General features: G+C 58.8%; 21 protein-coding genes. 14 read left to right on the forward strand and 7 right to left on the reverse strand.

Annotated features, from left to right (window positions below):
• Window position 1 precedes the first annotated feature (1 nt).
• Window positions 2-451: a cyanase gene (gene cynS / locus JF535_RS16360; protein ID WP_207004201.1), complete on the forward strand. Its 450-nt coding sequence runs from the start codon at window positions 2-4 to the stop codon at window positions 449-451.
• 56 nt (window positions 452-507) lie between these two features.
• On the opposite strand, the gene yghU is transcribed toward cynS, so the two are convergent.
• Together yghU and JF535_RS16370 are read right to left on the reverse strand one after the other, a co-directional pair.
• Window positions 508-1,386, reverse strand: a complete 879-nt coding sequence (gene yghU, locus JF535_RS16365) for a glutathione-dependent disulfide-bond oxidoreductase (RefSeq protein ID WP_207004202.1) — start codon at window positions 1,384-1,386, stop codon at window positions 508-510.
• 60 nt (window positions 1,387-1,446) lie between these two features.
• Window positions 1,447-2,040 (reverse strand): transglutaminase-like domain-containing protein, encoded by a 594-nt coding sequence (locus JF535_RS16370; protein WP_242524064.1) that lies wholly within the window; start codon window positions 2,038-2,040, stop codon window positions 1,447-1,449.
• Between the two features lie 660 nt (window positions 2,041-2,700).
• On the opposite strand from JF535_RS16370, the gene rsxA reads away from it, so the two are divergent.
• From rsxA to JF535_RS16410, 8 genes are all read left to right on the forward strand, one after another.
• A complete protein-coding gene (rsxA, locus tag JF535_RS16375) occupies window positions 2,701-3,276 on the forward strand; it encodes an electron transport complex subunit RsxA (protein WP_010132630.1) in 576 nt (191 codons plus the stop codon).
• 7 nt (window positions 3,277-3,283) lie between these two features.
• Window positions 3,284-3,895, forward strand: coding sequence for an electron transport complex subunit RsxB (rsxB, locus tag JF535_RS16380; RefSeq protein ID WP_207004203.1), 612 nt, complete (start codon window positions 3,284-3,286; stop codon window positions 3,893-3,895).
• The gene (gene rsxC / locus JF535_RS16385; RefSeq protein ID WP_207004204.1) at window positions 3,892-6,066 is read left to right on the forward strand and encodes an electron transport complex subunit RsxC; all 2,175 of its coding nucleotides are present in this window, start codon (window positions 3,892-3,894) and stop codon (window positions 6,064-6,066) included. Before rsxB ends, rsxC begins: the two co-directional genes overlap by 4 nt.
• 10 nt (window positions 6,067-6,076) lie before the next feature.
• The gene (gene rsxD / locus JF535_RS16390; RefSeq protein ID WP_207004205.1) at window positions 6,077-7,129 is read left to right on the forward strand and encodes an electron transport complex subunit RsxD; all 1,053 of its coding nucleotides are present in this window, start codon (window positions 6,077-6,079) and stop codon (window positions 7,127-7,129) included.
• A complete protein-coding gene (rsxG, locus tag JF535_RS16395) occupies window positions 7,129-7,824 on the forward strand; it encodes an electron transport complex subunit RsxG (protein ID WP_207004206.1) in 696 nt (231 codons plus the stop codon). Before rsxD ends, rsxG begins: the two co-directional genes overlap by 1 nt.
• Complete coding sequence (locus JF535_RS16400; protein WP_207004207.1) at window positions 7,824-8,537, forward strand: electron transport complex subunit E; 714 nt, start codon at window positions 7,824-7,826, stop codon at window positions 8,535-8,537. The genes rsxG and JF535_RS16400 overlap by 1 nt, the downstream gene beginning before the upstream one ends.
• Before the next feature lie 589 nt (window positions 8,538-9,126).
• The gene (locus JF535_RS16405) at window positions 9,127-9,873 is read left to right on the forward strand and encodes a TetR/AcrR family transcriptional regulator (RefSeq protein ID WP_207004208.1); all 747 of its coding nucleotides are present in this window, start codon (window positions 9,127-9,129) and stop codon (window positions 9,871-9,873) included.
• 167 nt (window positions 9,874-10,040) lie between these two features.
• Window positions 10,041-12,452 carry an MltF family protein gene (locus JF535_RS16410; RefSeq protein ID WP_207004210.1) on the forward strand — a complete coding sequence of 804 codons (2,412 nt, stop codon included), beginning with the start codon at window positions 10,041-10,043 and terminating at the stop codon, window positions 12,450-12,452.
• Here the strand turns inward: JF535_RS16410 and JF535_RS16415 are convergent.
• The 4 genes from JF535_RS16415 to JF535_RS16430 all read right to left on the reverse strand — a co-directional run bounded on the left by JF535_RS16415 (window position 12,429) and on the right by JF535_RS16430 (window position 17,466).
• Window positions 12,429-13,562 carry an SO2930 family diheme c-type cytochrome gene (locus JF535_RS16415; protein WP_207004211.1) on the reverse strand — a complete coding sequence of 378 codons (1,134 nt, stop codon included), beginning with the start codon at window positions 13,560-13,562 and terminating at the stop codon, window positions 12,429-12,431. The two genes, JF535_RS16410 and JF535_RS16415, sit on opposite strands and share 24 nt — an antisense overlap.
• Window positions 13,555-14,865 (reverse strand): parallel beta-helix domain-containing protein, encoded by a 1,311-nt coding sequence (locus tag JF535_RS16420; protein ID WP_207004212.1) that lies wholly within the window; start codon window positions 14,863-14,865, stop codon window positions 13,555-13,557. Before JF535_RS16420 ends, JF535_RS16415 begins: the two co-directional genes overlap by 8 nt.
• Window positions 14,866-15,313: 448 nt before the next feature.
• Window positions 15,314-15,916, reverse strand: a complete 603-nt coding sequence (locus JF535_RS16425; RefSeq protein WP_207004213.1) for a Yip1 family protein — start codon at window positions 15,914-15,916, stop codon at window positions 15,314-15,316.
• A gap of 485 nt (window positions 15,917-16,401) precedes the next feature.
• A complete protein-coding gene (locus JF535_RS16430) occupies window positions 16,402-17,466 on the reverse strand; it encodes a branched-chain amino acid aminotransferase (protein WP_207004214.1) in 1,065 nt (354 codons plus the stop codon).
• Between the two features lie 797 nt (window positions 17,467-18,263).
• Here JF535_RS16430 and JF535_RS16435 point away from each other — a divergent pair.
• On the forward strand, window positions 18,264-19,574 hold the full coding sequence (locus JF535_RS16435; RefSeq protein ID WP_207004215.1) for a hypothetical protein: 1,311 nt from the start codon (window positions 18,264-18,266) through the stop codon (window positions 19,572-19,574).
• 354 nt (window positions 19,575-19,928) lie between these two features.
• Here the strand turns inward: JF535_RS16435 and JF535_RS16440 are convergent, their stop codons facing one another.
• Window positions 19,929-20,690: a hypothetical protein gene (locus JF535_RS16440; RefSeq protein WP_207004216.1), complete on the reverse strand. Its 762-nt coding sequence runs from the start codon at window positions 20,688-20,690 to the stop codon at window positions 19,929-19,931.
• A 1-nt stretch (window position 20,691) separates the two neighbouring features.
• Here JF535_RS16440 and JF535_RS16445 point away from each other — a divergent pair, with 1 nt between their 5' ends.
• From JF535_RS16445 to JF535_RS16460, 4 genes are all read left to right on the forward strand, one after another.
• Window positions 20,692-21,117, forward strand: coding sequence for a hypothetical protein (locus JF535_RS16445; protein WP_207004217.1), 426 nt, complete (start codon window positions 20,692-20,694; stop codon window positions 21,115-21,117).
• A 30-nt stretch (window positions 21,118-21,147) separates the two neighbouring features.
• Window positions 21,148-22,344: a hypothetical protein gene (locus JF535_RS16450; RefSeq protein ID WP_207004218.1), complete on the forward strand. Its 1,197-nt coding sequence runs from the start codon at window positions 21,148-21,150 to the stop codon at window positions 22,342-22,344.
• Between the two features lie 104 nt (window positions 22,345-22,448).
• On the forward strand, window positions 22,449-24,017 hold the full coding sequence (locus JF535_RS16455) for a tetratricopeptide repeat protein (RefSeq protein WP_207004219.1): 1,569 nt from the start codon (window positions 22,449-22,451) through the stop codon (window positions 24,015-24,017).
• Between the two features lie 448 nt (window positions 24,018-24,465).
• The gene (locus JF535_RS16460; RefSeq protein ID WP_207004225.1) at window positions 24,466-26,556 is read left to right on the forward strand and encodes a PEGA domain-containing protein; all 2,091 of its coding nucleotides are present in this window, start codon (window positions 24,466-24,468) and stop codon (window positions 26,554-26,556) included.
• The last annotated feature ends 45 nt before the right edge of the window (window positions 26,557-26,601 follow it).

The raw sequence follows: 26,601 nt of genomic DNA on the forward strand, positions 1-26,601 counted from the left end.
CATGATCAGTAACCGCGAACAAGTCACCGCAATGATTCTCACCGCCAAAGTGCGTAAAGCGCTTAAATGGAGTCAGGTCGCCGATGCCATCGGCCAATCCAAGGAGTGGACCACCGCCGCCTGTCTCGGGCAGATGACTCTGACCAAAGCCCAGGCCGACGTGGTCGGGGAGCTGTTTGACCTGAACGACGAAGCCACAGCCTGGTTGCAGATAGCGCCCTACAAAGGCTCACTGCCCACTGCCGTACCCACCGACCCGCTCATCTACCGCCTGTATGAACTGGTGAATGTGTACGGCAGCACGATCAAAGAATTGATTCACGAAGAGTTTGGCGATGGCATCATGAGCGCCATCGACTTTTCCATGGATATCCAGCGCGAGGAAGATCCAAAAGGGGATCGAGTACACATGGTGATGTCTGGCAAGTTCCTGCCCTACAAAACCTACTGAGTAACCGGTATCGAAGGCGGGCCGTTGCCCGCCCTCGACACCAGGAACCTCAAAGGCTACTCGCCATTTTCATCGCCGATTTTTTCCTGTGTACGCAGCTCAAAATCGCTGGCGTCGTGCCGTTCATGCAGCTGCCCGGCGGGATCACCCCAGGTCCGATTCACCATAGCTCCCCGCTTGGCCGCAGGGCGCTCGCCGATCTCGTCGACCCAGCGGTTTACGTGTTTATAGGTGTGGGCTTCCAGAAACTCCGCCGCATCGTAGGCCTTGTTTTTTACCACCGCACCGTACCAGGGCCAGATCGCCATGTCGGCAATGGTGTATTCCTTGCCCGCAACAAACGGATGCTCCGCGAGCTGGCGATCGAGCACATCCAGCTGGCGCTTTACTTCCATGGTGAAGCGGTTGATGGGGTACTGGTATTTTTCCGGCGCGTAGGCGTAGAAGTGGCCGAACCCGCCGCCGAGATAGGGCGCGGCGCCCATCTGCCAGAACAACCAGTTGAGGGTTTCGGTGCGCTGTTGCGGGGTGTGCGGTAGAAACGCCCCGAATTTTTCTGCCAGGTACAGCAGGATGGAACCCGACTCAAATACGCGAATCGGCGGATTGGTGCTGTGGTCCACCAGCGCGGGAATTTTGGAGTTGGGATTGATATCGACAAAACCACTACCGAACTGATCCCCCTCGGTAATGCGGATCAGATGCGCATCGTATTCGGCCCCCTCAAAGCCCAGCGCCAGCAGCTCCTCGAGCATGAGGGTGACTTTGACCCCGTTGGGGGTAGCGAGGGAATACAGCTGCATGGGGTGCTTGCCCACCGGCAGGTCTTTGTCGTGGGTAGGGCCGGCAATGGGGCGATTGATATTGGCGAACTGGCCGCCGCTTTCGGAGTCCCACTTCCAGACTCTGGGTGGGGTATAACGCTCGTCCGACATAATGACTCCCTGGTTAGGCTCCTGAATGAGCGACCTAGGGTAATCCTGTGACGATGAATTTTAAACGTCCGGCAGGTTTTCCAGTACCGTGCGGCAGCTGTCGCTGCCCTGCAACAGCGCAATGACCTGCGGCAACGGCGCCGCATAAAGGTCTGGAAGGTGCCGTTCACCCTCAGCCGACGGAGTGTAGGCGAGACGCTCCTGGGGCGGAATAAATTCGGTGGTAATGCCCGGCTTGTTGCCGCGGGCATCGATGCGAATCCAGCCGTAGGCATCCAGGTGAACGGCGTTGAGACCATGCAGGCCGTAGCGGTTGTGCGCTTCGTCCAGCCGCAGCCGCTGATAACAGAAGCCCGCGGGGATGTCGTTGGCACGCAGCAGCGCCGCCAGCAGGTGGCTTTTGGCAAAACACACACCGGTGCCCGCGGCGAGCACTTCCGAGGCGCGGCAGGTGACCGGGTGCAAATCAAAGTCACCACTGTGGCGAATCTCGTCGCGAACAAACTCGAAACTATTGCGCACGGTACCGAATTTTGCGCCGGAGCGACATTTGAGCTCGGCAGCCGCGGCCAGGATCTCCGGATGCTGCCAGTCAATAATCGGGGAGTCTTGTAGATACGCCTGCATGTTCACGTGGTTTGCCTGAATTCGCATGAATTGGTGTGGGAAGGTCTGCAATGGGCCCGCCTGATATAAACGCTGCCGGTTGCCATGTCTATGCTACGAACGTATGACACCCGCTATCACCCGGTTCGGCGCAGGCCGCGACGCACCTCTTTGTTGGTCATGTTGGGCAGCCCGTTTGTTGGTCAGCGCGCTTGCCGCAGCCCGGCGCCACTTGGCGCGGCAATCATCCATTATAAAGGCATTCTCCGCGCTTATCTCCGCGCTTATAACAGCCGTCGCAGCGCTGCCGCTCCATCAAAAACCGCCCATCACGGTGCGCGCCCGCTTATGGCCGGCGATCAAAACCCGCCGTTGCCCCCGCCGGGCAGTTAAGGCAAGTTGAACGCCTATACCCTCTCGCCCATAATACCGCCCCCGGATCAGGCGGCACTTGCTGGCCTGTGACGCAGGCCCGGGGACCTGAAGTCGCAACCTGCATGGCTATCCATTGCAATCTGTCCGCTGCAAACTTTGCGCCAGCGCTGTGCATGCGACCTCCAGTGTCGGCCAGGTCGTGTGTCACCCGCAAAAATCGCCTGCCGACGGATAGTCTACTTTTTGTACTACCACAGTCGCGCCCCGCGACTCCATCTGCGCGAAACACTTGCGCTAAACGCGGCCCGGCGCAGTGGGCAGAACGGAATCTCTATGACCGAATTTACCGTCATCCTGCTTTCTACCATCCTGGTGAACAATTATGTGCTGGTGCAGTTCCTTGGCCTGTGCCCGTTCATGGGGGTTTCCAACAAGCTCGAGACCGCCATTGGCATGGCGGGCGCCACCACCTTTGTGCTGACCCTGGCGGCCATTTGCTCCTACCTGGTGAATACCTACTTACTCGAACCCTTCGGGATGGAGTACCTGCGCACTATTTCCTTCATTCTGGTGATCGCGGTAGTGGTGCAATTCGCACGCATGTTCATCGAAAAAACCAGCCCGCTGCTGCACCGGGTGCTGGGTGTCTTTCTACCACTGATTACCACCAACTGTGCGGTACTTGGTGTGGCACTGCAGAACACCCTGAAAGCCAACAATTTTGTGCAGTCCACCCTGTATGGCTTCGGCGCCGCGGTGGGCTTCTCGCTGGTGCTGATCCTGTTTTCCGCGATGCGCGAGCGCCTCGCGGTGGCCGATGTACCCAAACCCTTCAAGGGCGCAGCCATTGGCATGATGACCGCCGGGTTAATGTCACTGGCCTTTATGGGCTTCAGCGGGTTGGTATAAGGAGGCGATGATGGAATGGCTGTCTGAAATATCCACGCCCCTGCTGATTCTCGGTGGCATGGCCCTGGTATTCGGCGCCCTGCTGGGTTTTGCCGCGGTGCGCTTCCGGGTGGAGGGCGACCCGATTGTGGACCAGATCGATTCGCTGTTGCCGCAAACCCAGTGCGGCCAGTGCGGCCATCCCGGCTGCCGGCCTTACGCCGAGGCCATTGCCAACGGCGAGGCAATCAACAAGTGTCCGCCGGGAGGCCAGGCCACCATCAACGAGCTGGCCAATCTGCTGGATGTGGAGCCGACGCCGCTGGACGCGGAGCACGGGGTGGAAGACGTCAAAAAAGTGGCGTTTATCCGCGAGCCGGAATGTATCGGCTGTACCAAATGCATTCAGGCCTGCCCGGTAGACGCCATTGTCGGCGCCGCCAAGCAGATGCACACGGTGATTGTGGACGAGTGCACCGGCTGCGACCTGTGTGTGGAGCCCTGCCCCGTGGACTGCATCGATATGATTCCACTGGAAACTAGCCTGCAGCAATGGCACCCGAACAAACCCAAAGACGGAATCCAATTGATTGCCAGTGACAGACCGGACCTGCACGATGACGACCGGAGTGCAGCATGAGCCAGGTAGACCACAGACAGAGCGCCAGCGAGCGCCGCGCCGCCCGTGAAGCCCACCTGATCGCCAGCGAAAAGGCACGGGATCTGTCCCGGGAGCTCAAGGTCAACGATTTCCACGGCGGTGTCCATCCGCCGGAGAACAAGCACCAGTCCACCGGTGAACCCATCGGCACCGTCCCGCTGGCGGAGGACCTGATCGTCCCGCTCAACCAGCATATTGGCGAAACTGCCATCCCGCTGGTCAAACTGGGGGATCAGGTACTCAAGGGCCAGAAAATTGCCGAAGCGGACGGACCGATCAGCTGCCCGGTACACGCACCTTCCTCCGGCACCGTGGTAGCCATCGAGCCAATGCCGGTGCCCCACCCCTCCGGGATGGCGGCGGACTGCATCCAGATCCGTACCGACGGCCGCGACGCATGGTGCGCGCTCTCCCCCCTGAACGACTACACCGGTCAGAGCATCGATACGGTGCTGGAGAAAATCCGCGACTGCGGTATCGCCGGTATGGGCGGCGCGGGCTTTCCCACGGCGGTCAAACTCAACCCCCGCGGCGGTGCGACCATCGACACCCTGATCATCAACGGCACCGAGTGCGAGCCCTACATCACCGCCGACGACATGCTGATGCGTGAGTACGCCGACGAGATCATCGGCGGTGTGGAAGTGCTCGCACACCTGCTGGAGCAGCCGGAACGGGTACTGATCGGCATCGAAGACAACAAGCCCGAAGCGATCAAGGCCATGCAGCAGGCCGCAGAAGGCACCCGCTTCCACGTGGTCACCTTTCCCACCAAGTACCCCTCCGGCGGCGAGAAGCAACTGATCGAGATTCTCACCGGGCGCGAGGTGCCAAACGAGGGACTGCCGGCCAACGTCGGCGTGGTCTGCCAGAACGTGGGCACGGCGCGGGCGGTGTTCCGGGCCGTCACCCTCGGCGAGCCGCTCATCAGCCGCGTAACCACCGTGGTGGGCGAGTCCCTCGACCGCCAGCGCAATATTGAAGTGCCGCTGGGCACGCCCATCCGCCATATCCTGGAAAACCACGGGGTAGACCGCAAGCGACTGCAGCGCATCGTGATCGGTGGACCAATGATGGGCTACACCATCGAGGACGAGTCCGCGCCGGTGGTCAAAACCACCAACTGTATCCTCGCGCCCACCGACAAAGAACTCCCGCCACCGCCGCCCGCCCAGGCCTGTATCCGCTGTGGACTCTGCGCGGAGGCTTGTCCGGCCAGCCTGCTGCCCCAGCAGCTCTACTGGTATGCGCGCGCGGAAGACCGCGACAAGCTACAGGCGTACAACCTGTTTGACTGCATCGAGTGCGGCGCCTGCTCCTATGTGTGCCCGTCCAGTATTCCGCTGGTGCAGTATTACCGCGCCGCCAAGGGCGATATTCGCGAAGCGCGCCTGGAAAAAGAAAAAGCCGACCGTGCGCGCGAGCGCTTCGAGTACCGCAAACTGCGGCTGGAAAAAGCCGAGCAGGAGAAAGAAGCCAAGCGGCTCGCCCGGAAGAAAGCCGCCGAAGAGGCGCGCAGGCAGCGCGAGCAACAGGCCTCCAGCCCGGACGCGCAGGCGGCCAAGCAGGAATCCGATGTGGTGGCGGCGGCACTGGCGCGGGTCAAGGCCAAACAGGCCAGCCCGGACCAGCAGCTTGCCCGTGCCCAACGCACCCTGACCAGTGCCGAACACCGTGTAGAGCGTATGCAGGGCAAGCTTGATGCGGCCGAGGAATCCCACAAGCCGCAGCTGGAGGCCCAGCTGAAAACCGCCGAACTGAAGCTGAAAGAAGCCCGCGACAAGCTGGCGGAAGTGCAAAAGCTGGCAGCGGCGGCACCGGCACAGGCAAGCCCGCAGGCCGACCAGCCCGAGCCGTCCATCACCGAAGACAAGCTCACCGTCGCCAGCGCGTCCTCCTCCGCCGCGAATGCGGCCATCGAAAAAGCCAAAGCCGCGGCCGCCGCCCGCGCCACCATGAGCCCGCAGGAAAAGCTGGCCCAAGAGATCGAGGCCCTGCAAAAACGGGTGCAAAAAGCGGAGGCGCGGCTGGCCAAGGCCCGCAGCGAGGACGACCCGAACACCAGCGCCTTTGCAACGGCGCTGGAAAAAATGCAGGGCAAGCTGCAGGAAAAGCAGGCCCAGCAGGGTCACAACGGCAGCGGGAATTGAGGAGTAAGCCATGTCCCTGATGCGAGTCACTTCCCCCCATGCCCACTCTGGCCAGAGTACCTCCAGGGTGATGCTGCAGGTCGCCGCCGCCACCATCCCCGGAGTGCTGGCGCTGGTGGTGTACTTCGGCCCCGGCGTACTGATCAATATCGCCCTGTGTATTGCCGCGGCGCTCGGCACCGAGGCGGCGGTGCTGAAACTGCGCGGCCGCCCGGTGGCCTTTTATCTGAAGGATTACAGCGCGCTGGTTACCGCGTTGCTGCTGGGTATCGCCCTGCCCCCCTACTGCCCGTGGTGGATTCCGGTGATTGGCAGCGTGAGCGCCATTCTGCTGGCCAAGCAGCTGTACGGCGGCATCGGCTACAACCCGTTCAATCCGGCCATGGTGGGCTATGTGGTTCTGCTGATCAGTTTCCCGGTGGAAATGACCCGCTGGGCTGGGGCTGCCGAGTTGATCCAAGGCGCTCCGGGGCTGGATGAAACCTTTGCCCTGATCTTCGGCAATATGAACGTGGATGGCTTTACCCGTGCCACCCCGCTGGAAATCGTGCGCCACAACCAGTCCACCGTGCTCGCCCACCTGTACGAGATGGAGCCCGTATTCAGCCAGGGCACCATCGCCGGCGTCGGCTGGGAAATGGCCAACATCGGCTTCCTGCTCGGTGGCCTGTTCCTGCTGTTTCGACGCCTGATCACCTGGCACGCGCCGGTGGCCATGCTCGCCACCCTGGCCGCCCTGTCTGTGGTGTTTTATGACGGTGGCAGTTCCCTTAGCGAAGGCTCCCCGCTGCTGCACCTGTTCTCCGGCGCGACCATGCTCGGGGCCTTCTTTATCATCACCGATCCGGTGAGCGGCTGTACCAGCAACAAGGGCCGCCTGATTTTTGGTGCCGGTGTCGGGCTGCTGGTGTTCGTTATCCGCGCCTGGGGCGCCTACCCGGATGCCGTCGCCTTTGCGGTCCTGCTGATGAACTTCGCGGCGCCATTTATCGATAACTACACCCTGCCCCGCACCTACGGCCACAAGGCCCCGCGCAAGGCAACCGACCTGGAGGAACAGTGATGCTGAGGCGCTCTATCGGCAGCAATGCCGTCATCCTTGCCCTGTTCGCCCTGGTGACCGCCGGCACGCTGGCGATCACCCAGATCACCACGCGCGAGCCCATCGAGCGGGCTATACGCGCAGCGGCTGCCAAGGCGCTGCTGGAAATCGTACCGATCGAGCGCCACAGCAATGACCTGCTGGTGGACACCTATCCCATCCCCAAACAGTACTGGGCCATGCTCGGACTGAAGCAGGGCGGCAACATCAACCTGGCCCGGCAGGGCGACGGCAACATCGATGCGGTCATCATTCCTACCGTGGCGCCAGACGGCTACTCGGGCCCCATTGAGATGCTGGTGGGCGTCAACCGGGATGGCACCATTGCCGGTGTGCGGGTGACCAACCACGCGGAGACACCCGGCCTCGGCGATAAAGTAGAAGTAAAGAAAAGCGACTGGATACGCTCATTTGACGGCACTTCCTTGGACGATCCCGGCCGGGACATGTGGAAAGTGCAGAAAGACGGCGGTGCCTTCGACCAGTTCACGGGGGCAACCATCACGCCGCGCGCGGTGGTAAAGCAGGTGCGCACGGTACTGGACTTCGTCGCCGAACATCGACAGGAAATATTCAGTGCACCGGTGTCACAACGTGCAGTTGAGGTCGAGCCGTCTGCGACGGACGATACCAAGCAGCAAGGGGACAAAAACTGATGGCCACCCCGGAATACTCAGAAATTACCCGCAATGGTTTGTGGAACAACAACCCCGCGCTGGTACAACTGCTGGGCCTGTGTCCGCTGCTGGCGGTGACCGGTTCGGTGGTCAATGCCATCGGCCTGGGCCTTGCCACTACCGCGGTGCTGGTCTGCTCCAATCTCGCCGTGTCCCTGGTGCGGCGGCAGATGCCCGAAACCGTGCGACTGCCGGCATCGGTGATGATTATTGCCACCTTCGTGACCTGCGCAGAGCTGCTTATGAAGGCGTTTACCTACGAGCTCTACCTGGTACTGGGGATTTTTATTCCACTGATTGTCACCAACTGCGCCATTCTCGGCCGCGCCGATGCCTTTGCCAGTAAAAATCCGGTACTGCCTTCTGTGGTGGATGGACTGATGATGGGTTTGGGATTCAGCGCGGTGCTGATCGTAATCGGTGCCGTGCGGGAAATTATCGGGCGCGGCACACTGTTCAGTGACATGGATCTGCTGCTGGGCCCGGCAGCCGCCAATTGGACACTGCCGGTGCTCGGGGCGGATTACTCTGGATTCCTCGTCGCCGTATTGCCGCCGGGTGCGTTTCTGGTTGCCGGTTTGTTGATCGCCGGGAAAAACGCCATCGATGCAAGCATCGAGCGCCGCCAAAAACTCGGGGCGGACATCGTACGCGGCAGCAAGCGCGTGCGCACTACCGGAAAAATTCAGTAGCGCCGACGCCATTCGTTTTTGGTGATCACTTTTATATTCGTGGGTGATCACCCGGCGGGGCGCGTGAAACGATTCAATGCTCTTTCGCGCGCCCCTCTTGCCACGCTCCCCCATTCGCACATGATCCCGTCCGGGCTCAGCCACTTTTCGCGCGCTCACCGTTGACGCTGCCCACAAGCCCCCAAGCAAAAAAACCTGACCAAACACACTGACAATTCAGACCAATTTTTCTCGTATATTCATACCAATTCCGCAATTTACCGAAGCATCCTTCGAATTAAATTCCCTGTAAGAGAATGTAATGGGATTTTTTTCACAATCTCAAATTAATAAGTAGCCAAAGGGTCTCACATCGCTAAAATAGCGCGGCCGTCTCAGATTGGCTTTGCGGTCATCGCTATTCATGGAAGCGAGGCTGCGACATTCGTTAAACTGTTTGCCAACCAATAACACAATAGATTTTCTGAGGCAGGCCGATTGTGGGCCAACAAAAGCACCACATGTTTTTACCACGCTATTTATTTCTGGATTATGCGTTACCTGATCCCGATAGCTTTTCGCCTACTAACGCAAAGGAATTCATGTTGCCATGGCTTTAGACAAAGGAAAGTCTGAACTGGTTTATAACGGGCGCAAAGCCCAACGTGCAGACAGCCGTCAGCGCCGCAAAGCCATTCTCGAAGCGACCCTGCGCATCATTGTCAAAGAAGGGATCCGCGGGATCCGTCATCGCGCGGTGGCCAAAGAGGCGGACGTTCCCCTCGCCGCAACCACCTATTATTTCAAACACCTCGACGATCTGATTAGCGATGCCTTTACTTACTTCGTGGAACAGAACATCGATCATACCCGAGCATTGCAGGAAGAAAGTTTTTCTGTCGCACGGGAACTCACCCCGGAACAACTTGCCGCGCCCGCCGGCCGTCGCCAGCTGATTCAGCAACTGAGCCGTTTTGTACTGTCTCACATCCGCTCGCAGGCCAGTAATCGCGACCACCGCGTCATAGAGCTGGCCTTCAAAAACGAAGCCCTACGCAATCACCAGCTCACACGCGCCGTGCGCATGGCTAATCAGGCCACGGAGAACATGATCATCGAGTTCTTCGAGCTGCTGCGCCTCGCCGATCCTGTCGCCGCCGCACAGATTGCCCACGGCACCATCCTCAACCTGGAATTCCAGATACTGAGTGGTGCGACCGCCATCGACTCACCGCTGCTGGAGCGTACTGTGGCCATGATGATCAAAGGATTGATCCCCCCCACTGCAGACACGCCCGAAAGCGACCAGCCCTGTGATACCGCAAACGGCCAGTTCATGCGCTTTACCGTCAGCTAAACATGCCGCACCGCTGCCCGCCGGCTCCGGTGCGGTAACCGGTGTTTCCCCCTTCCTAACGGCGAGCACGCCAGTATGGTGGCGCGCGGCTCACACCCGGCTCACAACCAACCGCCACCATTCAGCTAGACTTTCAGGGAATGTATTGGATGATGTAAAGACACACCATGAACCTGCCTTCTGTTCGCGGCATTCTCTGTTGCCTGCTACCGCTGCTGCTCTGCCTTTCCGCCTGCCAGCGGGATGTTGATGCACAATCCGGAAAAGAGACGCCGGCGCAAGGTGCCGCCGAAACCATCGAGGAGCAGAGCCCGGCCGGCAGCGATGCGCCACCGACCACACCCGACGCCGACGAAAACAACGCGGCGGATCAAGAAAAGGCCATGCGCATGGCCGGCAAAGATGACGTGAGACCGGAAGCGGCATGGGCGCCAGAAACTACCGGTGAATTTCCAATTAACGCCTACGACAACTATGTCGACACCGGCGACCTGAGCGCCTTGCGCGAACACGGCAAGCTGCGCATCCTCGTTGACATCTCCAACACCGACTCCCTCCACCGCGCTGCCACCCAACAAGATATTGAGATCGATGCGGCCAAGCGTATGGCTCGCCAGATGGGTCTGGAACCAGTAGTACTTTACGCCGAAAACTTCGACCAGCTGCTGCCCCTGCTCGAGGCGGGCAAAGGCGACATCATCGCCAATAACCTGGTAATGACCGAAGAGCGCAAGCAGCAAGTCGACTTTTCTATCCCCACCGCCAACACCGAACTTATTCTGGTGTCGGAAAAAGATGCAGAACCGGTGACCGATGATTCCGACCTGAGTGGTAAGACCCTGGCTGTCACCAAGGGCACCGCCTACGAAACAGCAGCGCGGGAATTTGCCAAAAAGCATCCTGGCTTAAAGCTCAAAGTGACGGAAAAAAATTACGTCGAGCTGGTGATCGACGTTGCAGAGAGTGATCTGGACTACACCGTGGTGGAGCGGCAGGTGTTTGACCTGGTCGACCAGTTCAAGGACAACCTGCAGGAAAACTACGTGTTCCCCGGTGAGCGCCAGATGGCCTGGGGGGTACGCAAGAACTCTCCCGAACTGGTCGAAGCCATTAACAAGTTCGTCAGGGACCACAAGCTCACGCGCACATCCGACCGCTCGGTGGGCGACCTAGATGAGATCAAAAAACGCGGGTACGTGCGCGTGGTTACCCGTAACCATCCCGGTACTTACTACATGTGGAAGGGGCGGATTCTCGGGTATGAATTTGAACTGGCGGAGAGCTTCGCCAAAGACCTCGACGTCCGCCTCGAGATCGTTGTTGCCCCTACCCATGCGGATTTACTCACCTACGTCGTCGAAGGCAAAGCCGACATCGCCGCCAGCCTGCTATCAGCCACCCAGCGCCGAGACGATCAGGGCGTCGATTTTGGCCGTCCCTACATGAAAGAAAAAGTGGTCGTGGTGGGAGAGGAAAACGACAAGATCGACAGCCTTGATGACCTCGCCGGCAGAACCCTGCATGTGCGTAAATCGAGCAATCACTACGACGTCGCGCTCAAGGTCAAGCAGCAAGTGCCGGATGTAAAAATTGAACTGGCACCGGAGGAATTGAACATTCAGCAGATTATCGACAAGGTTGCCGATAACGATTATGACCTGACCATTGCCGACGATGTTTCCGTAAAGCTTGAGCACAGCTGGCGCAAGAATATCAAGGAGCTGATCGACCTGCACGAAGACGATAATGTGTACGTGTGGCTGATACGGGAAGGCAATCCGAAACTACAGGAAGCCGTAAACGCGTTCTTCGATAAGAAAAGCACCCAGAAGAAAATGGCGGTGCTCTATACAAAATACTTTGATGCGCCCAAAAGGACCCGCCCCGAAATTAACGAAGTCAACGAGAACGGCACCATCTCCCCGTTCGACAAATATGTCAAAAAATACGCGGACAAATACGATTTCGACTGGCGCCTGGTCGTTGCACAGATGTTTCAGGAGAGCACCTTCAATCCCAAGGCAAAGTCCTGGGTGGGTGCCCGAGGGCTCATGCAGGTCATGCCCGATACCGGTAAGCAGATCGGTGAGAAAAACCTGTTCGACCCTGAAACCAGCGTGCGCGCCGGCATCAAGTACCTGGAATGGCTACATCGGAAATTTGAAGACAAGGGCATCAGCCCGGAAAATATGATGTGGTTTACCCTGGCCTCCTACAATGCCGGACTTGGGCACGTTTACGACGCGCAGGATCTGGCAGAGCAAAAAGGTTGGGATCGCCGGGTGTGGTTTAACAACGTGGAGAATGCCATGTTGTTGCTGTCCGAGAAGAAATATTACGAGAAAGCCCGCTACGGCTATGCGCGAGGCCAGGAACCCTACGACTATGTGCGCAAAATCAACGCACGCTTCCGCACCTACGTGGCACTCCTTGAGGACTACGAGCGCAGGCAGGAAGTGGAAACCGGTATGCTGCTGGATCCGCTCTACCCCGAGTTCCTGCAATTAAGTAACCTGGCGGGCCGGCGACAACCAGCGGTTGCCGCCACGCCAGTGTCAGCTGCAGTTGCCGGGCATTGAGGCAATCCATGCGTCGAGCAACGCCGCCCCTTCTTCGTGCACCAGGCTGCGCCCCAGCTCGGGCATCATCGCGCCCGGGTCGGTGGATTCCACTCGAAAATTAAGGATGGAGTCCTCCGGGCTTCCCGGAACAATCGCAAACAGCCGATCACCGGAACCGGTGCCCGCGGCCACCGGCGGCTTGCACACGCCAAGCTTGCGCATGTCATGTTCTGCGCTGTACAGCATCAGCCCGGATGTATCCGCTGGACCACTGGGGTTATGGCAGTGGCCGCAGTTAATATCCAGGTAGGAGCGCGCCCGCTCGTCCAGCGTCGCGCTGGTGTCCCGGTAATTCACATTGCGCGGCACCTGCGCAAGATCGGGCAGGTTGCTCAGGTATCCCATCTGTTGCCAGTACACCAGCTGGTTTTCGCTGCCCGCAGCATATTCATAGTGCTTGTTCAGGTGGCGGGCCCGCGGGCCGATAGGGCGAACCGCTTTCTGCGTGTGGTTGTCCGCGTGACAACCGGCGCATTGATTAGCATCCGGCACAACATAGGTAAATGCCTCCCGGTTGCCAGCCTTGTTCACCAACTGCAGTGACATGGCTTCGCCCGCGATTTCAAGCACGGCATCAGTCTGGGCTTCATTCCAAACATAGGGCAGCGCCTGCCAGCCATCCGTGCGCTTTACCAGGATGCGGGTTTCGATCAGTTTGACGTTACTCAGGTCAAGGCCGTTCTCGGCGAAGTCACGGGAATAGTCATCGGTCCGTAACACCGAGCCATCTTCAGCCAACGGATAATAAAATGTCTTGCTGATGATGGTCCCGACCGGATAATCGAAATGCGCATCGCCATAACCGGCACTGGTCCCTTCCGGCATCCATACGGTGCGCAGCTTGTGGGCGTAATCCGTAAACAAAGCGGTATTCAGATCATACGGTATCACGCGCTCGTTGAGTGCAAGGGTACCGTTTGTCACATTGACCAGATGCCATTGGCTCAGGTTGTCGGGTACCGCATTGCGTTCGTGCAGTGCAACCGGCTCGCGAGGGGCGCCGCACCCCAACAGCGACAACGCCAGCGCCGCGCTCCCTAACCAGCGGAGCGAGCATAATTTACGCATCGGCCACCTCATTCTCCGCGTGCTGCGCCTTGTCTTCTTCCTGTTCGGAATCAAACTCAAGAACGACTTGCGGCAATTTCTTCAGGCTACAGTTGTGGGCCGCAATGTCCGTAGAGATATTCTTGAAGTCGTTCTGCACATCGATATTGATGATGCCGACACCTTCATTCTCGATGCATAGCTTGAGCGTCGGCGGCAGTGCACCATCAACCATTTTCTGGCTGTCGACGGCCCCATCCCACAAAACGTCGGGCAGGCGGCCGGTGAGGCCGAACTTGGCCACTTTCAGCGCTTTCAGCTCCAGGTGATCCGGGGACGTGCCACCACCGGTAAAGGTGTTGTCGTAGATGTAAATACCTTCCGGGTACGGGTCAAAATTTTCCTGGGTGGATTTATCGCTGTAGTAGCCGGCCGAAAAATAACTGCTGACAATAATGTTGGCGGTGTCGTTATCTGATATCTCGTTGTTAAAGATCTCAACAAAATCATTGGAATTGATCACCACACCAGAGCCCGCCGGCACGGCCGCGACAGGGGTGCCTTCGTGGCCAAAATTTTCGGTATTATTCTTGTATACCTTGTTGTTATACACACGGGTACTGTGGCCCGGTTGCGGCAGGTTGGGCATATTAAATACCAGGATACCGCCGGTATTATTGGTGGCTACATTGTCGTAAACATCGGCACCGATCGTATTTTCAATCTCGATTCCCGCCACATTAAATTCCGCACGGTTGTTGCGCACAATCACATTGCGCGACTGGCCGACGTAGATACCCGCATCAGACGCACCGATGGCAACAGTGCCTTCTACCAGCGTGTTTTCTGTCTGTACCGGGTAAATTCCATAAGCGCCGTTCTCGGTGGACGGGCCATTGGTCCACTCCACGCGGATATCCCGAATAATGATGTTCTTGCCTTCATTGACCTTGAGGGCATCACCGATTGTGTCTTCCAGCGCGAGATCCTCAATGGTGAAATCGCTGGCGTTTACCAGCAGCCCTTCCGCCCCCTGAATCTGGTTTTTGAAGGACAGGATGGTTTTGTCCATGCCCGCGCCGCGGATCGTGACCCCGTCGACATTCAAAGAAAGACTGCGGTTCAACTCGTAGCGCCCTTCCGGAATCTCGATCACGTCGCCCGGTTGCGCGGTAATCAGCTGTTTGAGCAGCTGCTTCTGGAAATCGGCCGCCGCGGTCGACTCGGCAGGCGTATGACGGGTATCACCCGGTGTACTGTCCTGTGAACAGGCTGCGACCAACGCTGCCAGTAATACAGCACCAAACTTGACTGGTGTTTTCATGGAATCTCCCGCTTTCCTTTTTTATGGCAACAATGCCGTATTTATTCTTCAGGGAGGCTCTCCCCCTCCACCGGGCGGTGTTGCACCCGTCGTACATGCAGTCAATGACAAACAGCGATATGGCTGGAAAACCATGACCATGTTTGCCAATCAGGTTCTAACTGGTACGACTGTACCAACTAGGAAGCGCAGCGCCTGTCGACTGCCGTTGCCCGGATACTATCCAATGCCCCGAAACGCGGCAACGGTAAAACAGGACCTTTGTCTCGTTTTAACCAGTCGATAGATGACCGACTGGTGCAATACCCGTCCGTCACCACCCCTGAGCCCTCTCCCACTCCGTGCCGGTGGGCAGCGCATGCTCATGCCTCTCCAAAAAAAAGGGCGCACCCGGAATTGCTTCCGGGTGCGCCCGTTTTCTAGCGCTCTGGGTTACACCGAAATCACATCAGTGCTGGAACACCGGTGCGGCAACAAAGCTCCAGAACAGCACAGTGCCGACCATCACTACCACTGCCATAACCAGGCACGCTGTAACCACCGCGCTGGCAAACAGGAAACCACGCTCCTCATTGACGTTGAGCACAATGGGAATACCCACATACAGCAGGTACACCGCATAAGCCACCGCCAGGGTTGCCAGCAGGATATCCAGCCAGAGGATAGGGTAGAGACCGGCAGCACCGGCAATGAAGATGGGGGTCGCCGTGAACCCGGCAATCACCATGCCCTTCATGGGGTTGGACTTGGCACCGTAGGTTTTCGCCATCCAGTGAATAAAGTAACCCACGGCGACCACCGCAAGGATCATGGTGACATAGAACACCGCCACCAGGGACAGGGCACTATTACTGGTCAGCGTCCGCACCTGACCGTTGCTGCCAATATTCCAGCCGATTTCCGTGGTGCCAAAATACCAGCACAACGCGGGCACTAACGCCAAAATAATGACATAAGGAATCTGACGGTTGAGCCCTTTCTCAGACAGTCCAGCAATTTCCTGCCACTGCCTGCGCGGTTGTACCATCAGGCCATAGAGATGATTCAGCATTCCCGTTCTCCTCACTTGCGAGGAACCTCGCAGCTTGTGGCTGCGGGGGAGAGCCTTTTTTAAGGAGTCACAGCCGAAATTCGACCCCTGTGTCTCAAATTGATCTGGATACTACTTGTCAAAGTGAGGGATACCGCCAAAGGCTTTTCCCAAAAGTTCCAGTTTTTTTATTGTTAACGCACGCCTTTGGTTCGGCCGCGCTTTACCCGCACACAGCGCGGGCGCCAGCGCTGCAAGCCCATGTGACTGCCTGATAGTGCAGAGACGGGGATAACTTACAGCGCACAGTAGATTTGTAACACCTCGGTCATTCAAGTCAACGCAAGCCTGCGGAAAAGTAGAAATAAAAAAGCGGCTGTTTCCACTGGAAACAACCGCCTGTACAGGAGTGCTACCAATACACTCGAACCGCCAAAGCCGGCATTTATCGCCACTTTGCCGTGAAAAAAAGCGACATCAAAAATATCCGATGGAACCCTGAGATGTCAGTAGCTGGCTACCGGCACCTTTTGCATCCAGCCAAAGCGGTCTTCGGCCCGGCCTTCCTGAATATCCAGCAGCGAGCGGCGCAATAGCTCGGCAACGGGGCCGGGCGCCTGCTGCAGGCGATAGCGCTGGTCACCATCACCCAGTTCGCTGATCGGGCTGACAATGGCCGCGGTGCCACAGGCAAAGGCTTCACTGCAAGTACCTGAGGCCACCAGTGCCAACAGATCATCGATATCAATCTCCCGCTCATGCACTTCAAGCCCCTGCTCCCGCGCCAGAGCAAGCATGGAATCCCGGGTGACCCCCTCCAGGATGGAGCCATTCAGGGCCGGCGTGTGCAGAGCGCCATCCATCACTGCAAAGAAATTCATGCCTGAAAGCTCGTCAACGGTGTGGCGGTTCCCCGGGTTGAGCCACAGGGACTGGTCGTACCCACGCTCCTTGAGCCCGGCGATGCTCAGCAAGGAAGCCGCGTAGTTTCCGCCAACCTTCGCATCGCCGGTGCCGCCCACCGCCGCGCGGCTGTCTTCACGTTCCACCCACAGGCGCATGTTCCCGGCATGGTAAGCCTCGGAGGGGCTCGCAATGACGTAAAACTCGTAGGCTTTGCTGGCGGTGACCGAAAGATCCGGCTGGGTGCCCATCAGGAAAGGGCGGAGATACAGCGATTCACCGCTATTGCCCGGGATCAGCGTGGCGCAGTGGGACGCCACCGTGCGCGCCGCATCCATGAACAGGGATTCCGGCACCGGCGGCATACATAAGCGACGGGCCGAGTGCGCCATACGTGCCGCATTGCGCTCGGGACGGAAAAGCCCCACACCATCGCCATAGCGATAGGCCTTGAGCCCCTCAAAGCAGGACTGGGCGTAATGCAGCACCTTTGCCGCAGGATCCAGCGACAGAGGACCATAGGGGATCAGCTCGCCATCGCTCCAGCGCCCGTCCTGGTAGCGGGCCCGGAACATCACCGGGGCCATGACCGTGCCGAAGCCAAGACGCTCCGGCATTTCAAATCCCCGCAGGCTGACGATGGCTTCAGGTTGTATTGTTATGTTCACAAAGCGCTCCCACTAGAAAGTACACAATTCGTCAAACCTGCGGATTATGGCCCCACACCGCGCTTATTCCAAATATTGCGACCAAAGGGTATGGGTATCGCGCAACACAAGAGGAAAAAACCAACCCTCAATAGGACAATCCTTTCTCTCACGTGAAAATCAGCGACTGGTACGGGACTCACAGTCGCACAGTGCGCTCTCGCCGGATAGCGGGGCGCCCCACCCCACAAGCTAGCGTGCTTGCCGTGCCGCGCGAGTGTAGCGCCGTCACAATTTCCATTGCGCGGCAAATTATTGGCACCGGGTTTTCTGAGAATTCCCACCCATCTTTTCCCCGGCTGCCAGACTCATTGAACCCCCGCACAGGTCACGCTAAGACCCATGGACTGGCACCAGGCAGGTGCACACTGAAGGCCGCGTGACCGACCACCGGAAGAGTCGTCCAGAACAGTGGCGCCGCAGCACACCTGTGGAAGCAGGGGGCGAAAATTCGTTGGCTATACTGAAACTACATGGACGGTGAACGCCAATTGCAAGGGAAAGCAGTGCCAATTTACGGCCAAAAAATCCCCGCGCCACCAGAGTCCAGTGTCGACAAACGACAGCACACCGGGTAACCGGCAGGAAAGTGAACGAACCACACGTCAGGGAGAGAGGTTCCGTGCAACCGGGGTCAGCGCACACACGTAAGTGCGCACCGGACGATCATCGCGTCGCACGGATTTCGAGCTCGTCAGCCCAGCCCGCAAACGGCTGTCGACGGGTCAGGAACAACATGCAATGGAAGTGGTTCAACCGTGACACAGACAGATACCAGCAACGCAATTGCTATCGGCTTGATGTTTACAGCCTCAGCTCTGCTGTGTGGCTCTGTTACGGCGGAAGAAATCTCCGCCGTAGACTCGGCCCTCGACAACGCCAAGGCTCCTCCCGCAGCTTATATAGAAGCGGCATCCAAACCGCTGGAAAAACCGAAGCGTAAGCTTCGCCCCTCGAAAGCGGCCGAGGATTACCGCCGGCGCATTGAAGACATGGAAGCCGAGCACGGCGCATACGGTGCCGGTATCGACGAACAATTGATGGGCCTCGCCAGCGCGCTGCAGCGCAGCGGGAACCACGAAGAGGCAGTTGCCGAATTTCGCCGCGCCATGCTGATCAATCGGGTGAATGAAGGGCTCTACTCCCTCAACCAGGTACCGATGATCGAACGAATGATCGAGAGCCATATCGCCCTCAATCAATGGGAAGAGGCCAACGACAACCACGAATATCTTTTCTGGTTGCATGCCAAAAATTATGGTGAGAAAGATCCGCGCATGCTGCCGATCATCAACCAGTTGAGTAACTGGCACCTGCAGGCCTATATCGATGAAAAAGGGGCGACGCTGTTTGAGCACTTGATCAACGCTACCAACCTCTACGCCCTGGCGGTCGATATTATTTCGCAAAACTATGGCGCCAATGACTTGCGTATGGTCGAGGCATTGCGTGGCCTCAAGGCGACAAATTATTACCTAGCCACTTACACCGGTGAACCCCAGGAGGCCATTGTCATCAATGCGGGTTTTGCCGGTAGTGGCAACGGGACGCCAGAGCGTCGGGCGCAGCTCGACCACTATCGAATGAACAGCTTCAGCTCCGGCAAAACCGCGATCACCAAAATCATGGATGTGTATCAGAAGAACCCGTCTTCGCCACCGGCGGCATCGGCAAAGGCCAAAGTGGAGCTGGGTGACTGGTACATGATCTTCAACAAATGGCATTCCGCGCGCGAAACCTATGGCCAGGCCTATCAGGCGCTGTGGGATAACGGCGCTACCAATGAAGAAATCGACGAAATCTTCGGTCGTCCGGCGGCGCTACCCACTCTGCCGTTGCTGGACGAAGATCGTGAGGCACTGGCCAATTCCTATGTCACGGTTTCTTACGATGTGACGGCGTTCGGCAAGGCGCGCAATATCCAGATTTTAAGTGCCAGGCCGGAAGATAAAGTGAGCATCCGTTCGCGGGTACGCAATGTGCTCAAACGGGCCAAGTTCCGGCCCCGGTTTGAAAATGGTGAGCCAGTAGCCACTACCGGTATCGTGCAACGATTCGTATTCGATTGAAAAATTAAGGAAACAACACACTGTGTTCGACTGATGTAGCGAAGTAGGTTTGATTTCAGCATTGGGAAAAACTGGCAGCAAATCTTTTCTGCCAGGAAAACCCCGCTGAAGGAAAACTGTCGAACAGACAAGGAGCAAGACGGGCCGCCGCGATTTCGCGGCGGCCCGTGAACGCATCAGGAGATAGCTCATGGCATTACGGACGATCGCTCAGCGGTTTACACAAAAAACTGGCAAGACAAACAATGACGCCACTGGATGGCGCTGGCAATCGCTGGCGTCGGTGGTGGTATTGTCCGCGGTAATAAGCGGCTGCAAAAACCAGCAGACACAACAGCAACCGCCGGCGCAGCCTCAGCAGAAGTCACAGTCCAGTGCTTCACAGTCGCAATCGCAATCGCAGTCGCAGTCGTCCAGCTCGTCTTCGAGCAAGTCGCAATCGAGCCCGTCCACGGCCAGCAGCATGCCATCGCCCAGCTCACCGAGCAGCAGCCGCAGCCCGAGCATGTCGACCGCCAGCAGCCCCGCGCAGCCGAATACCTCCTTCCCCAGCATTGAGTCCGCGGACCGCTCGAGCGAACAATCCAGCACCGCCTCGGATACCGGCGAGGAATCCGATCGCCGCTCGCGCGAGCCCAGCAGCAGCGCGGAAGACCCCATGGCCAGCAGGAACCCATCGACGCCAGTGTACAGCGAGTCCGATGAGCGCCCGCAGGAAACCCGCATGCCGCCAGACCCCTCCTCCAACAGCGAGGGCGAGCCACCGGACGAAATCGATTTCTCCGAAGAACAGCAGACGGCGAGTAGCGCCTCGTCCAGCTCTTCCAGTGCCTCCAGTAACAGCGCGTCATCCAGCAGTGCCTCGTCCAGCAGCAGCGCCCCCGCCAGTGCATCCAGCAGTGGTGCCCCAAGTAGCGCATCCAGCAGTTCCCCTTCCGGCGCCCAGGGTGGCGGGCAAGCCAGCGCATCTGCCAGCGGACAAGCCGGCGATGGCGGCGCACCCGCCAGCGCTTCCAGTACCGGTAGTCCGGCCAGCGGTGGCAACCCGGCACCGAATGAGGCCCCGGCCAGCTCCGCGGAACGGGTAGCAGAGCTCGAAGGGCAGTTTGAATCCACGATGGCCAGCTACGACGGCATGATCCTGCGCGAGCGGGATTACGTGCGCAACCGCCCCGCCTCGGCGGAAGAACAGGAGGCGGCAGAGGACGAGGTGCCGCCCGGTGAGTCCCTGGAAGACCTGATTCAGTCTGCCGAGGCCGAACTGCCCGCCCCACCGCCTTCCGGCGGTGGCGAAGGTGGCAGCGGACCGGAGCAGAACAATTCCAGCGGACAGGCCACAGGACCGGGACTGCCCACCAAGGGCCGCACAGGTGAATACAACCACACCAACACCGCGGCGGTGGTACCCGCAGACATCCCCAGCGGTGACGATGACGATGTGGTCGCCCGCCAGATTCGCGAGGCCGCCATGCGCGAAGCCGATCCGGAATTGAAGGAACGACTCTGGGAAGAGTATCGGAAATATAAAAAATCACAGAAATGAAGATGAACATTCATCAGGGAGAGTAGTGACATGTTTTTCTCGCACACACGCACGACCCTGTGCACGCTGGTCATGAGCCTGCTGACATTGGTGGGCTGCACCACCACCGAGGTCCGCACCACCGCCTACACGCCGCTCACGGTTGAAGATGCGGCCATCGCCGAAAATCGCCTGCTGGATGTCGGCATTGTGCAATTCAATGCCGGGCTTGATCAGGAAGAGGAGCCAGAAGAAGACGAGCTGGTGTTCCCGGAATTGCGCCGCGCCGAATCCCGCTATATTGCCGTCACGCTTGCCGATGCGCTGCAGTCGAGTCAGGGCTGGGGCGCGGTGCGTGTTATTCCCAGCGAGCGCACCAATATCGATGTGACCGTCGCCGGTACCATCGTGAAATCCGACGGTGAAACCCTGACGGTAGACGTCACCGTGACGGATTCCCGCGGTCAGGTGTGGTTCACCAAACAATACACCGAGCACGCCTCCCACTATGCCTACGACCGCAAGCACCCGACCGAGGGTGACGCATTTCAGGGTATCTACAACCGTATATCCAACGACATGCTGACCTACCGCCAGCGCCTGTCGAGTGAATACATCGCCGAGCTGCGCACGATTTCTGAAATCAAATTTGCACAAAGCTTTTCGCCCGGTGCGTTCGATCGCTACCTGGTGCAGGACGACGAGGGTCTCTACCAGCTCACCGCATTACCGGCAGACAACGACCCGATGTTGATGCGTGTTCGGCGGGTCCGCGAGCGCGACTATCTGTTTGTCGATACGCTGCAAGGTTACTACGACACCTTTGTAAAAAGCATGGAGACGCCCTATCAGGAGTGGCGCGCCATGAGTTATGAAGAGGTCAAGCAGATGCGTGAACTGAAACGCAAGGCGCGCAATAACACCATCATGGGCGTCGCCGCCATTGTGGGTGGTATTGCGGCAGCCGGTGCCGGTGGCGGCGCGGCGCGCCAGGCTGGCAACGTGGCCGTGGCCGGTGGTGGCTACCTGGTAAAAAGCGGGTTCGATCGCCGCTCCGAAGCCAAAATGCACATCGAGGCACTGCAGGAACTCGGTGACTCGATGGAAGCCGAGGTAGAGCCGCGTATCGTTGAGCTGGAAGATCGCACCGTAACGCTGTCTGGCTCCGTGGAAAACCAGTACCGCCAGTGGCGCGAACTGCTCAAGGAAATTTACGAAGTGGAAACCGGGGGCATGAGCGATATTTAACGCGCGCACCATCCGGTTCCAGACTCGACCCTAGCTGACCGGCCGTGCGGCTCACGTAGCGGCGGCCGGCAACCGAAAATAACAGCAGACATAGCGGAAATACCATGCAACACCGCGATCCATCACCGGAAGACCAGTCCATCATCCAGCCTGCCGATTTTTCCTTCGGGGGCACCGCCACGGGCGACCAGCCGGCAGGCCCGGCGTCGGCTCATGCGGCAAACAAAAAGCCAGAAAGGAACCGCAAGCTGGCCCCGATCCTTATTGGCAGCAGCATGCTGGCCGCACTGGTTGGCGTATTCTGGGTACTTCCCCAGATGATTGAAAAGCCGGTCATTCCCGCCACTACCCCGGCCGCCAATACCAGTGCGCCAGTTAAAAACAGTGTGAAAAAAGTCCAGGAATCCCCCTTTACTGAGGCAGAAATTGCAGCCCAACGCCGTGAGGTGCAGAAGATACTGCAGGAGATTCTGCAGCTGCAGGAAGAATTGCTGGAGCGAAAGGTGGAAACCTGGGCCGCCGAGGAATATTTCGCCGCGCGTACGCTCGCCGAAAGTGCCGATGGCATCTACCGCCAGCGCAAGTTCATGCAGGCGCTCGAACAATACCGCCAGGCGCTGGCAGGTATGCAGGCAGTGCGAGACAGCATTCCAGAACGAATCGAAAAACATCTGGCAGACGGTAACGGCGCACTGGATGCCGGCGATGCCGAAGCCGCCCAAAAAGCCTTCGATCTCGCCCTGACGATCTCCGAGGACCACCCGCGCGGTGTCGCGGGCAAAGCCCGCGCGGAACAATTGTCGGAAGTGTGGCCGCATGTGGTCGCCGGTAAAGAGGCCTTTGAAGAAAATGCCCTCGACATCGCGAAGCAGGCACTGGAAACCGCCCTGAACCTGGACCCGGACACGGCGCCCGCCAAAGCACTTCTGCCAGAGGTCAACGCAGCCATTCTCGAGCGGGATTACAGCGAGGCCATGTCCGCCGGCTATGCCGCTATCGCCACCGGAGAGTTCACCAAGGCCAGGACCCACTTCGTCAAGGCACGCACATTGAAGCCAGACGCCAACGATCCGAACATCGGTATTACCCAGGCGGAAAACGGGCTCGCCCAGGCGCGCATCGACCGACTGTTTGCCACCGCCGCCGGGCACGAGCAGAGCGAACAGTGGCACAAGGCCGCGGAAAAATATGGAGCGTTGATTGCCGAAGACAGCAGCCTGGTGGAAGCACTCACCGGCAAGGCCCGCTCAGAAGCCCGTGCGAAGCTGGATGACCAGCTGCAGGAACTACTGAAAGATCCCCTCACACTCGGGCAGAGCAAACGCAATCAGTACGCGCGCAAGGTACTGGCCGATGCCCGCGCACTCAGGGCCAGTACTCCACGGCTCACAGGGCAGATTGAGCAGCTGGAATCGGCACTCACAAAGTCCCTGATCCCGATTACCGTGCTGCTGCAGTCGGATGCCAGCACCAACGTGACCATTTACCACGTAGGCAGGCTGGGGAATTTCTCAGAACGGGAAATTGCACTGAAACCCGGGCGCTATACCGTGGTGGGCACACGCCAAGGCTATCGGGATGTGCGCCGCGAACTGATCGTGGATCCATCCTCGGAATCTCCCGTAGTGACCATCGAGTGCGAAGAAAAAATTAACAGCGCCAATAAATCCTGATCGGTGAAACCCTTTGCCCGCGGGCAGATCAAAAACTGCGCGACGTCAAACGTCATCCGAATTTTACGTAGCCGTTTTTGACACAGCTTTGACCGCCTATATGGCCAGGCTGCCCGCGGGTCACGCCAGCACATTCTGACTGCCCGCCCACCTTCCGCAACCGAAATTCGCCCCCACACACTGGCTCCGAGCCGGTGACGGGCAATGGACGAAATTGTCGTCCTGGTATCGGTAAAACGGAAAAAGCTACGCCAAAAACACCCCCGCTCCGGCTGCAAGCGCGAGAGCGGGCTAAGCTGAAATGCGCGGCTCTGTCTCTGGCAGCAAGCCCCGGGTCGGACAGGTAACGCATGCGACAAGAATGTGACAAGCATGTAACAACACCGCCCGGCAGCAGAGATTCCAGCTACGTAAAAATCAATAAGTACGCAGTAACAGGACATCAAAAATGACAGCCAAGGAAGCGGTACCCGTTCGCGACAGCGAGCCGGCAAGCGAAGATGCATCCGTCATTCAACCCATCGGATTCACCCCCGCCCCGGTTGCCACCGGTGGCAGAAAACTGCTACTTACCCCGAAGGCGATTGTGGTCGCCAGCTGCCTGCTACTGGGCGCCCTGATGCTGGCCTACCTGCTGGTCGCCCGCTCACTCATTTTTGAAACACAGCCGGCCGATGCCGACGTATCGGTCAGTGGTCTCGCCCTCCCCCTGGGCGATGGCCATCTGGTTTTACCCGGTCACTACAACTACACCATCAGCGCCACCGGCTACCTCCCGCGCACTGGCGAGGTCGAAGTGAGCAGCGACAGTAACAGTCGCCACGCGGTGAAGCTGGAACGCTTGCCCGGCCACCTGCAGGTGGTAACCGACCCTCCGGTGCCCGTGCGCGTTTTGGTGAACGGTGCGGAAGTGAGCAGCACGGAAGGCCTGGCCTCGTCCATTCCCGCCGGCCGCAAGCGCATCACCATTCTCACGGAGCGTTACCTGCCCTTCAGCAAAGAAGTTGAGATCGAAGGACTGGACAACACGCAAACGCTCACCGCAACACTGCGCCCGGCGTGGGCCAACGTTTACATTACCAGCAACCCGGCGGGCGCAACCGTCAGTGTGGAAGGCCGGGTTCTCGGCACCACTCCGCTGACCGCCGAGCTGGTACAGGGAGATCGACTGGTGGATATCTCCCTGCCGGATCACAAGACCGCGCAAATCCAGGTGCCCGTCACCGCCGGCGTCGACCAGACCCTTGCCACGGTGGACCTCAACGCTGCCGACGGCACTCTCCGCGTGGTAACCAATCCCCCCGGTGCGAGCATCACCGTCAACGGCGAGTACCGCGGACAGGCCCCCATCGACCTGGCACTGGCCTCCAACAGCCGACACGAGTTGCGCTTTTTCCTCGATGGATACAGCACTGTCGAACGCACCGTCGATGTCCGCGCCGGAGATCTGCGGGATATGAACGTGGAGCTCACTGCTGTATTCGGCAAAGTTTCCATCACCAGTAACCCGGCAGACGCGCAGGTGTTTATCGACGGCAAACTGGCGGGTGTGGCCGGCCAGACCTTCACCCTGCCCACCCGCAGCCACAACATTACCGTGCGTAAACCCGGGTATGAGGACTACTCCACCACCATCGTACCTTCCAGCAAACTGAAGCAGTCGGTAAGGGCCGTGCTGCTCACCGGAGAGCAGGCACGCTGGAGTGGCATACCCGCTGAAATCACCCACGGTGCCGGCGGCAAAATGTTGCTGATGCGACCCAATGCACAGTTCACCATGGGCTCCTCCCGCCGCGAGCAGGGCCGCCGCGCCAATGAAGTCATGCGCAAGATTGCGCTCACCCGGCCGTTCTATATCGGCGCAACCGAAGTCACCAACCGCGAGTACCGCCGCTTCCAACGGATGCACAATTCCAGCCATGCCAATGGGGTGAGCCTGGATAACGATAACCTGCCGGTGGTGAATATCAGCTGGAATGATGCCGCCCTGTTTTGTAACTGGCTGAGTGCACGGGACGGGCTCAAAGAGGTGTACCGCAGCGAACGCGGACGCGTGGTGGGCTTTGACGCGAGCGCCAATGGCTACCGTATGCCGACCGAAGCGGAGTGGGCCTGGGCTGCGCGCTTCGAGCGCGGTGCCATGCGCAAGTTCCCCTGGGGCAATGCGTTGCCAGTGGGCAAAAATTCGGGAAATTACGCCGACAGCAGTGCCGGGCAGATAGTCCCAGCCGTGCTTCGCACCTACAACGACCGCTACCCGGCTACCGCCCCGGTGGGCAGCTTCACCCCCAACCACACCGGCCTGTTCGATATGGGCGGCAATGTCTCTGAGTGGATTCACGACCTTTACACCATTGGCACCGGCCTGTCCCTCAAGCGGGAAGAAAACCCGGTGGGCCCACAGGAAGGTGACTATCACGTGGTACGGGGCTCCAGCTGGAAGCACGCCGGACTGACAGAATTGCGCTTGTCGTACCGGGACTATGGTGCCGAGGCACGCAACGATATCGGGTTCCGCGTAGCCCGATGGGTGAACTGAAGTCACAGCCTGCGTGGAATCACGCAATTACCAACGAGGCACGGC

The organism is Microbulbifer salipaludis (assembly GCF_017303155.1).
GTDB lineage: Bacteria > Pseudomonadota > Gammaproteobacteria > Pseudomonadales > Cellvibrionaceae > Microbulbifer > Microbulbifer salipaludis.